Raw genomic sequence first — 8,622 nt, forward strand, 5'->3', positions numbered from 1 at the left:
GGAGCGCCGACCCGAGCGGCCCGCCGGCCCCGGCGAAGAGCGGCACCCGGCCGGCCGTCTGCCCGGCGGCGACCGCGACGACCCGCGCGTGCTCCTCCTCGGACAGGGAGGTGAACTCGCCGGTGCCGCACGCCGCGAACACCGCGCCCGGCCCGTGGTCCAGGCCGCGGCGCAGGTGCTCGGCCAGCACGTCCTCCGCCACCCGGCCATCGGCGTCGAAGGGGGTGACGGGGAAGAACAGAACCCCGCTGAGGTTCATTTCAGATGTCTCCCATCTCGGTACGCCAGCTCCGCTTGGCCTGCCAGCCGAGCAGCCGCCCGGCCTTGGCCGCGGAGAACGCGGGGGAGGTGCCCGTCAGCGCGGCGGCGTGGCCGGCCGTCGACGGGATCACCTGGGGGAGCAGGTCGGCCAGCGGCTCCCTGGCCAGCGCGTCGGGCGCCCCGGCGAAGAACACCTCGCCGCTGGGCACCTCGTCCATCCGGTCGACGAGGGTCAGCACCAGGTCGGAGGCGTCGCGCGCGTCGACGTAGTTGAACAGCGACACCCCGGCGACGTCGGGCCGGTCGAGCCGCTCCCGGATCGTGTGCCCCGACTGGGTCGGCGCGCCCTCCCACTCCTCGGGCGCGACCACGAAGCAGGGGCGGACCGCCGCGAAGCGGGTGCCGGTGGCCGACCGCGCGAACGAGGCCATGACCTGCTCGGCCACCAGCTTCGACACCGCGTAGGCGTTCCATGGCCGCGTCGGGTGGTCTTCGTCGATCGGCAGGTAGGAGGGCGTCCAGCCCTGGGGCGCGCCGTAGCCGATGACGGTCGGGCTGGACGCCACGACCACCCGCCCGACCCCGAGCGCCGTCGCCGCCTCGCACACGTTGAAGGCCAGTTGCGTGTTGACCCGGAAGGTCAGCCCGTCCGTACGCGAGAACGGCGTCGCGACGGCGGCGAGGTGGACGACGGCGTCGGGCCGGAACCGGCTCATCACCCCGAACGCCTCACCCGGATCGGTGAGGTCGGCAGGCAGCCACAGGGCCGGCGGGGGAGTCCCCGCGACCGTGTCGATGCCGACCACCTCGTGGCCCGCGTCGGCCAGCGCCACCACCACGCTGCGCCCGAACCGCCCGGCGCTGCCCGTGACCAGTACTCTCATCAGCCCTTCACCGCCCCCGCCGACAGGCCCTGCACGAGATAGCGCTGGATGACCGCGAAGACGAGCACGACCGGCACCGCCGCGACCACGCCGCCGGCGGCCAGCGCCCCGAAGTCGGCGCTGAACTCGCCGATCGTGAACGCCAGCCCGACCGGCAGGGTGAACTTGTCCTGCTCGTTCACGAACATCAGCGCGAAGAGGAAGTTGTTCCAGGAGTGGATGAACGCGAACGACCCGACCGCGACGAGCGCGGGCCGCAGCATCGGCAGCACGACCGCGAAGAAGCCGCGCAGCCGCGAGCAGCCGTCGACCCAGGCCGCCTGTTCCAGCTCGATCGGGATGTTCTTGACGAATCCGCTGATCAGGATGAGCGACAGCGGCAGCTGGAAGACGGTCTCGGCGATCACCAGCGCCCACAGCGAGTTGACCAGGCCGAGCGTCCGGAAGATCTCGAACAGCGGGATCAGCATCATCGCGCCCGGGATGAACTGGGTGCACAGCATGCCGATCAGGAACGCCTGCCGGCCCCGGAAGTCGTAGCGGGCCAGCGCGTAGCCCCCGGCCAGGGCGATGACCGTGGTCGAGACGAGCGAGGCCACGCCGACCAGCAGTGAGTTCTGGAAGAAGACCGAGAACCCCATGCCGGTCCACACGTGCTCGAAGTTCTCGAGCGTGACCGGCCACGGCAGCAGCGAGTTCGAGCCGCGCGGCCGGAACGCGAAGACCACCATCCAGTAGAAGGGGACCAGCGTGAACAGCAGGTAGAGGCCCAGCGGCAGGTAGATCTGCCAGCGGCTCACCCGGTTCGCCGGTTTTCGGGTGATCGGCGGCGCCGCCTTCGACACCGGCCGGATCAAGGTCGTGGTCACGAGCGGGCTCCGAACTTGCTCAGCCTCAGATAGGCGATCGAGAAGAAGGTCAGCACCAGGAACGCGGCCGTGGTCAGCGCCGAGCCGTAGCCGAAGTCGTGCGACTGCACCGCCTTGGCGGCCACGTAGAGCGGCAGGGTCGTCGTCTGGTGGGCGGGGCCGCCGCCGGTCAGCGTGTAGAGCAGGTCGACGTTGTTGAACTCCCACACCGCGCGGAGCAGGGTGGACAGGATGATCGCGTCCTTGAGGTGCGGCAGCGTGATGTGGATGAACCGCCTGATCCGGCTCGCGCCGTCGACCGACGCGGCCTCGTACAGCTCGCCTGAGACCGTTTGCAGGTCGGCCAGCAGCAGGATCGCGAAGAACGGCACCCCGCGCCACAGCTCCGCGACCACCGCGGCCGCGAACACGGTCGACGGGTCGGCGAGCGGCGCGGTGTCGTAGCTGCCGATGCCGATGTCGGCGAGGTAGCGGAAGAAGCCGGTCGAGGGGTTGTAGAGCAGGATCCAGATGCCGGTCGTGAGCACTCCCGACACCGCCCAGGGCGAGAACACCAGAGCCCGGGAGACCGCTCTGCCGATGAACGTCTCATTGACGATCAGGGCCAGCGCCAGCCCGAAGAGCAGTTGCAGCACGACCTCGACGACCACCCACTTCACGCTGAACCCGAGGCTCTGCCAGAACAGCGGATCCTCGAACAGCAGGACGCGGAAGTTCTCCAGGCCGGCGAACCCGTTGTCCCAGGGCTGGGTGACGTCGTAGTGCTGCAGGCTGTAATAGATCACGCTGCCCATCGGGTAGACGAGGAACCCGAGCATCGCGACCACCGCCGGGGCGATCAGGACATAGGGGGTGCGCGGCGACCGTGCGACACGCATGGCCGTTGGCTCCTTTGAAGAGGGGTCGGGGAGCGAGACTGCAACCGGTTGCACGAAACATTCCCTTCACTCGCCAGAAACGTCAAGGGGTCAATTTCCAGAAGGGTTTTCCGCCTTGACACTCGTGCAACCGTTTGCATTAATTCGTGACAGGCAAGAAGGAGAGGAGCTTCGTGGCAGCGACGATCCGCGACGTGGCGCAGGCGTCCGGGGTACATGTGTCGACCGTCTCGCGCACGTTCTCGGCGCCGCACCTGGTCAACACCGAGACCAGGAACAGGGTTCTGGCGGCGGCGGAGGATCTCGGCTACCGGCCCAACCGGGCCGCCCGCGCCCTGACCACCGGGCGCACCCACAACCTCGGGCTCATCGTGGCCGACATCGCCAACCCGTTCTTCTCCCACCTGATCAAGGGCGCCCAGGCCCACGCCCGGACCCGCGACTACCACGTGTTCGTCGCCGACACCGACGAGGATCCGCAGGTCGAGGAGGAGCTCATCCAGACGCTGGCCAAACAGGTCGACGGCGTCCTGCTGTGCTCCCCGCGACTGTCCAACCGGGTGATCGAGAAGCTGCGCGAGGACGTCCCGTTCGTCGTGGTCAACCGGCGGATGAAGGGCATGTCCAACGTCCTGATGGACGTCGGCAGCGGCGCCCGCGAGGCCATCGGCCACCTGGTGTCGCTCGGCCACCGCCGGATCGCCCTGCTGGCGGGCCCGGCCGGGTCGTGGACGTCCAGGGAGATCACCGACGCGGCCCACGCGGTGCCCGGCATCGACCTGACCGTCTTCGGCCCCAACTCCCCGACCGAGCACGGCGGCCTGGCTTTGGCGGAGGCCGTCGCGTCGGCCGACGTGACCGGGGTGCTGGCCTACAACGACCTGATGGCGATCGGCCTGGTCGAGGGGCTGACCGCGCTCGGCGTCGAGGTGCCCGGCCGGGTCAGCGTGGTCGGCATAGACGACATCGTGGCCGGGCGCGTCAGCCGGCCCAAGCTGACCACCGTCGCCATGCCCGCCGAGGCCGCCGGGCGTACCGCCGTCGACCTGCTGCTCCAGCTCGTCGGCGCGGGGGAGACGGCCACTCCGGCGCTCGCCACCCTGGCCACCAACCTGATCATCCGTGACTCGACGGGACCGGTGAGGCGTGAACTTCGGACAGACCCCTGAGGGCGAGAAGGTCGAACGGCATGTCCTGACCGGCGGCGGCCTGACCGCCGCGGTCCTCACCTACGGCTGCGTGATCCAGTCGCTGGAGGTCGACGGCGTCGACGTCGTCCTCGGCTGCGACACCCTCGACGACTACCTGACCCGCAGCCGCTACTTCGGCGCGGTCGTCGGCCGGTACGGCAACCGCATCGCCAATGGCCGCTTCGACCTCGACGGCGCCACCTACCGGCTGGCCCGCAACAACGGCACGGCCGCCCTGCACGGGGGCGTGCGCGGGTTCGACAAACGGGTGTGGTCGGCCTCGGCGGCGTCCGACTCGATCGTGCTGCGGCACGTGAGCCCCGACGGCGAGGAGGGCTACCCCGGCACCCTGTCCGTGTCGGTCACCTACACCCTCGCCGACCGCGCCCTGCGCATCGACTACGCCGCCACCACCGACGCGCCGACCGTGCTCAACCTGACCAACCACAGCTACTTCAACCTGGCCGGGGGCGGCGACGTGCTCGGCCACGTGGTGACGATCGACGCCGACGCCTACACCCCGGTCGACGAGCACAAGATCCCCACGGGGGAGCTCGCCCCGGTCGAGGGCACCCCGTTCGACTTCCGCGCGCCCGTCGCGGTCGGCGCCCGGATGGAGGGGGCGTACGACCACAACTACGTGCTCAACCCCGGCGGGCTGGTACGGGTCGAGTGCGGGATGCGGGTGATGGAGGTGGCCACCGACCAGCCCGGCGTGCAGTTCTACGCCGGCGGCATGCTCTCGCCCGAGCTCACCCCCTATGGCCCCCACGCCGGGCTCTGCCTGGAGACCCAGCACTTCCCCGATTCGCCGAACCGGCCGGGCTTCCCCTCGGTCGTGCTCCGGCCGGGCGAGGAGTTCCGGTCGTGGACGGAGTACCGCTTCCCCTCCGTCGTACCGGAAGGCTGAGAGATGGACGTCCGGCACGCCACCGCACCCGACCAGATCCCCGGCATGACGACCGAGCAGCTCCGGGCGCGGTTCCTGGCCGACGGCCTGTTCCGGCCGGGCGAGGTGCGGCTGCTCTACTCCCACGAAGACCGGCTCGTGCTCGGCGGCGCGCTCCCGGCCGCCGGTCCCCTGACGTTGCCGAACCCGCCGGAGCTGGGTTCCGCGACCTTCCTCGAACGCCGTGAGCTGGGCGTGGTCAACATCGGCCCGCCCGGCACGGTGACGGTCGACGGTTCGGTCTTCGAGCTGGGCGCCCGCGACGTTTTTTATGTCGGCCGCGGCGCTCGCCACGTGACCTTCGAGGGCGGCGCCTTCTACCTGGTCTCCACCACCGCTCACACGAGCCACCCGACCGCCCTCTCGACGGACCCCGAACAGGTCGCCCTCGGCGGCCGGGAGGGCGCCAACGAGCGGGTGATCCACAAGCACATCCACGCGGGCGGGATCCGGAGCTGCCAGCTCGTGCTCGGGGTGACGGTGCTGGCCCCCGGCAGCATGTGGAACACCATGCCCTGCCACACCCACCACCGCCGCACCGAGGCCTACCTCTACTTCGACCTCGGCCCCGACGACCGCGTCATCCACCTGATGGGCGAACCGGCGCAGACGCGCAACCTGGTGCTGGCCGACCGGGAGGCGGTCGTCTCGCCGCCGTGGTCGGTCCACTGCGGCTTCGGCACCCGCAGCTACGCCTTCGTCTGGGCCATGGGCGGGGAGAACCAGGACTACCAGGACATGACGCCGGTCGCGATCGGCGAACTTCGGTGAACCCGTTCTCGCTCGACGGCACGACCGCGCTGGTCACGGGCGCCCGGACCGGCATCGGCAGGGCCGTCGCCGTGGGGCTGGCGCGGGCCGGGGCCGACCTCGTCCTGCACGGCCGCCACGACGACCTCGACGAGGTGGAGGCCGAGGTGACCGCGCTCGGCCGCAAGGCCCGGCGGTGGGTGCTCGACCTGTCCGCGCCGGAGGCGATCCCGGCGGCCGCCGCCGAGCTGCTCGCCTCCACGAGGGTGGACGTCCTGGTCAACAACGCCGGCGTCATCCGGCGGGCGCCCGCCGCCGGGCACGCGTACCAGGACTGGCGGGAGGTGCTCGGCGTCAACCTCGACGCCGTCTTCCTGCTGTGCCAGGCGTTCGGGGGGCCGATGCTGGCCCGGGGCAGCGGCAAGATCGTCATGCTGGCGTCGATGCTGTCGTTCCAGGGCGGCGTCACCGTCCCGGGCTACGCCGCCGCCAAGCACGGCGTCGCCGGGCTCACCAAGGCGCTGGCGTGCGAATGGGCGGCGGCCGGCGTCCAGGTCAACGCCGTCGCCCCCGGGTACGTCGACACCGCCAACACCGCCGCCCTCCGGGCCGACCCGGCGCGTGAGGCCGCGATCAGGGCGCGCATCCCGGCCGGGCGCTGGGGGACCCCGGAGGACGTCGCCGGGGCCGCCGTGTTCCTGGCGGGCCCGGCGTCGAATTACGTCAACGGTCATGTTCTGGCCGTGGACGGCGGCTGGCTGGCCCGCTAGTAGGCTCGGGGCGTGGTCAGGGAAGGCAGTTCCATCGACAAGGCGCTCGCGGTGCTCGAAGCGATCGCCGAACATCACCGGATCACCGACATCGCGGCCGCCACGGGCGTCTCGAAGTCGACGGTGCACCGCATCCTCCAGTCCTTGGTGGAGTGGGGCTTCGCCCGCACCGACGGCAACGGCGGCTACGAACCGGGCCCCCGCATCCTCACCCTGGCCGGGCGCGTGATGAGCCGCTTCGACCCGGCCCGCCAGGCCGCCGTGGCCCTGCGCGCCCTCCACGAGCGCACCGGCTTCACCACCCACTTCGCCATCCGCAGCGGCGACGAGGCCGTCTACGTCGAGAAACTGGAGGGCCGCCGCCCCTACCAGATGCCCTCGCGCGTGGGCATGAGCCTGCGCCTCTACTCGACGGCCATCGGCAAGGCGGTGCTGGCCCAGCTCGACGACGACGAGGTGCGCGCCATCGTCGCCCGCACCCAGCCCGCCAAGCTGACCCCCAACACCGTCACGGGCGAGAAGGAGCTGCTCGCGCACCTGGTCGGCGTGCGCGCGGCGGGCTACGCCGTCGACGACGAGGAGAACGTGCCGGGCATCCGCTGCGTCGGCGCGGCCGTCTTCGACCACACCGGGCAGGTGCTCGGCGGCATCTCCATCTCCACCCTGGCGATGGACCTGGAGCCCGAGGCGCTGCAGGAACTGGCCCCGGAGGTCGTGTCGGCGGCCCGCGAGGTGTCCCTGGCCCTGGGCGCCCCGACCACCCTCACCCGCCGCTGACCGGGTCTCCCAGCAGGTCCTCGATCTCCGCCGCCGCCGCGACCCGGCCCGTTCCGCCGCGACCCGCCAGCGAAAGGGACGCGGCCGCGGCGCCGGCCCGCACAGCCTCCGGCAGGGAGGCGCCCCGGGCCAGCCAGGCCGCCATCGCGCCGGTGAAGTTGTCGCCCGCGCCCGTCTGGTCGACGACCAGGTGCGCGGGCACCGCCGGGATCTCGTGCAGCCGGTCGCCCTCGGCCAGCAGCACCCCGTCGGCGCCCATCGTCACGGCCACCGCCGGGGCCCCCAGATCGCGCACGCGGTGCGCCGTCTCGACCGGATCGGCGGTGCCCACGAGGGCAAGGCTGTCGGCCGGAGCTGAAAGTTTCACGATCGACGTGTGCGGGGCGACGGCGCGCAGGGTCGCGGCGGCGGCTTCCGGGGCGGTCAGGCGGGCCCGGAAGTTCGCGTCGTAGACGACCTGGCCGGTCGCGTTCTCGGAGGCCGATCTGACCGCCTGGTCGCAGGTCGCCGACAGCGCGGCGGTGATGCCGCTCAGCACCAGCACGCGGGCCAGGGCGGCGGGGGAGTCCATCAGGTCGGCAGGGGTCAGGCGGGAGGCCGCCGACCCCTGCCGGAGGTAGGCGAAGGCGCGTTCGCCCGACGGGTCGGCGCCCACCACGTAGGCGCCCGTCGGGCCGGGGCCCTGGGTCAGCCAGCGGGTGTCGACGCCGTGGCCGGCCGCGAACCGGATCAGCCGTTCGCCGAACTCGTCGGCGCCCAGCCGGGCCACGAGGGCGGTGCGGGCCCCGGCGGCGGCCGCGGCGACGGCCACGTTGAGCGCGTCGCCGGAGAAGGACAGGCGGAAGGTCTCGGCCTCGGTCAGCGGGCGGTCGGCGGAGAATTCGACCAGCGGTTCGCCTGCCACGACCACATCCATGCGCACCTTCTTCTGTTGTTCCATGTAGTGGAATATGGTCTTATTTTACGCAACGCCTAGGGAGGACGTCATGCCCAACATCACCGTGGAACTGCTGTCCGGCCGGACCATGGACCAGCGCAGGGACTTCGTCGCCGCCGTCACCGAGGCCGCCGTCGACATTCTGAAGGCCCGCCCCGAGGCGGTGCGCATCGTGTACTGGGAGATCGAGAAGTCCGACGTCGCCAACGGCGGCGTCCTGGAGTCCGACCGCTAGGGCCTGTTTCGAAGTCGGGTCAGCCAGTCGTTGAGAGCGGCGATCTGGATGGTGGCCTCATAGCGGACGGCGAGTTTGTCGTAGCGAGTGGCAATGGCGCGGTGGCGTTTGAGCCGGTTGAT

11 protein-coding genes are annotated in these 8,622 nt (G+C 71.3%); 6 read left to right on the forward strand and 5 right to left on the reverse strand.

All coding sequences use genetic code 11. The features are described from left to right. The 4 genes from FDA94_RS38570 to FDA94_RS38585 form a co-directional block, all read right to left on the reverse strand. Positions 1–259 (reverse strand): dihydrodipicolinate synthase family protein (locus FDA94_RS38570; protein ID WP_170991322.1); only part of this gene is annotated, 259 nt, incomplete at its 3' end. A gap of 1 nt (position 260) precedes the next feature. Beyond that, positions 261–1,145 (reverse strand): NAD-dependent epimerase/dehydratase family protein, encoded by an 885-nt coding sequence (locus FDA94_RS38575; protein WP_137251965.1) that lies wholly within the window; start codon positions 1,143–1,145, stop codon positions 261–263. Continuing rightward, the gene (locus tag FDA94_RS38580) at positions 1,145–2,014 is read right to left on the reverse strand and encodes a carbohydrate ABC transporter permease (RefSeq protein WP_137251966.1); all 870 of its coding nucleotides are present in this window, start codon (positions 2,012–2,014) and stop codon (positions 1,145–1,147) included. The genes FDA94_RS38575 and FDA94_RS38580 overlap by 1 nt, the downstream gene beginning before the upstream one ends. Further along, positions 2,011–2,892 carry a carbohydrate ABC transporter permease gene (locus FDA94_RS38585; RefSeq protein WP_137251967.1) on the reverse strand — a complete coding sequence of 294 codons (882 nt, stop codon included), beginning with the start codon at positions 2,890–2,892 and terminating at the stop codon, positions 2,011–2,013. Before FDA94_RS38585 ends, FDA94_RS38580 begins: the two co-directional genes overlap by 4 nt. Positions 2,893–3,065: 173 nt before the next feature. Here FDA94_RS38585 and FDA94_RS38590 point away from each other — a divergent pair, with 173 nt between their 5' ends. Genes FDA94_RS38590 through FDA94_RS38610 form a run of 5 tightly spaced genes read left to right on the forward strand, consistent with a single transcriptional unit; the run spans position 3,066 to position 7,328 of the window. Continuing rightward, positions 3,066–4,061, forward strand: coding sequence for a LacI family DNA-binding transcriptional regulator (locus tag FDA94_RS38590; protein ID WP_137251968.1), 996 nt, complete (start codon positions 3,066–3,068; stop codon positions 4,059–4,061). Beyond that, the gene (locus tag FDA94_RS38595) at positions 4,039–4,992 is read left to right on the forward strand and encodes an aldose epimerase family protein (protein ID WP_137251969.1); all 954 of its coding nucleotides are present in this window, start codon (positions 4,039–4,041) and stop codon (positions 4,990–4,992) included. The genes FDA94_RS38590 and FDA94_RS38595 overlap by 23 nt, the downstream gene beginning before the upstream one ends. Before the next feature lie 3 nt (positions 4,993–4,995). Beyond that, complete coding sequence (gene kduI, locus FDA94_RS38600; RefSeq protein WP_137251970.1) at positions 4,996–5,802, forward strand: 5-dehydro-4-deoxy-D-glucuronate isomerase; 807 nt, start codon at positions 4,996–4,998, stop codon at positions 5,800–5,802. Further along, positions 5,799–6,551 (forward strand): SDR family oxidoreductase, encoded by a 753-nt coding sequence (locus FDA94_RS38605; protein ID WP_137251971.1) that lies wholly within the window; start codon positions 5,799–5,801, stop codon positions 6,549–6,551. Before kduI ends, FDA94_RS38605 begins: the two co-directional genes overlap by 4 nt. Before the next feature lie 12 nt (positions 6,552–6,563). Beyond that, entirely contained in the window at positions 6,564–7,328 is a 765-nt protein-coding gene (locus FDA94_RS38610; protein ID WP_137251972.1) for an IclR family transcriptional regulator, read from the forward strand. On the opposite strand, the gene FDA94_RS38615 is transcribed toward FDA94_RS38610, so the two are convergent. Then, positions 7,315–8,268, reverse strand: coding sequence for a sugar kinase (locus FDA94_RS38615; RefSeq protein ID WP_212735708.1), 954 nt, complete (start codon positions 8,266–8,268; stop codon positions 7,315–7,317). The genes FDA94_RS38610 and FDA94_RS38615 overlap by 14 nt on opposite strands. A gap of 46 nt (positions 8,269–8,314) precedes the next feature. Between FDA94_RS38615 and FDA94_RS38620 the strand changes: the two genes are divergently transcribed. Continuing rightward, positions 8,315–8,500 carry a tautomerase family protein gene (locus FDA94_RS38620; protein WP_030450844.1) on the forward strand — a complete coding sequence of 62 codons (186 nt, stop codon included), beginning with the start codon at positions 8,315–8,317 and terminating at the stop codon, positions 8,498–8,500. The last annotated feature ends 122 nt before the right edge of the window (positions 8,501–8,622 follow it).

Origin of the sequence: Herbidospora galbida (genome assembly GCF_005233835.1) — a bacterium.
Lineage (GTDB): Bacteria > Actinomycetota > Actinomycetes > Streptosporangiales > Streptosporangiaceae > Herbidospora > Herbidospora galbida.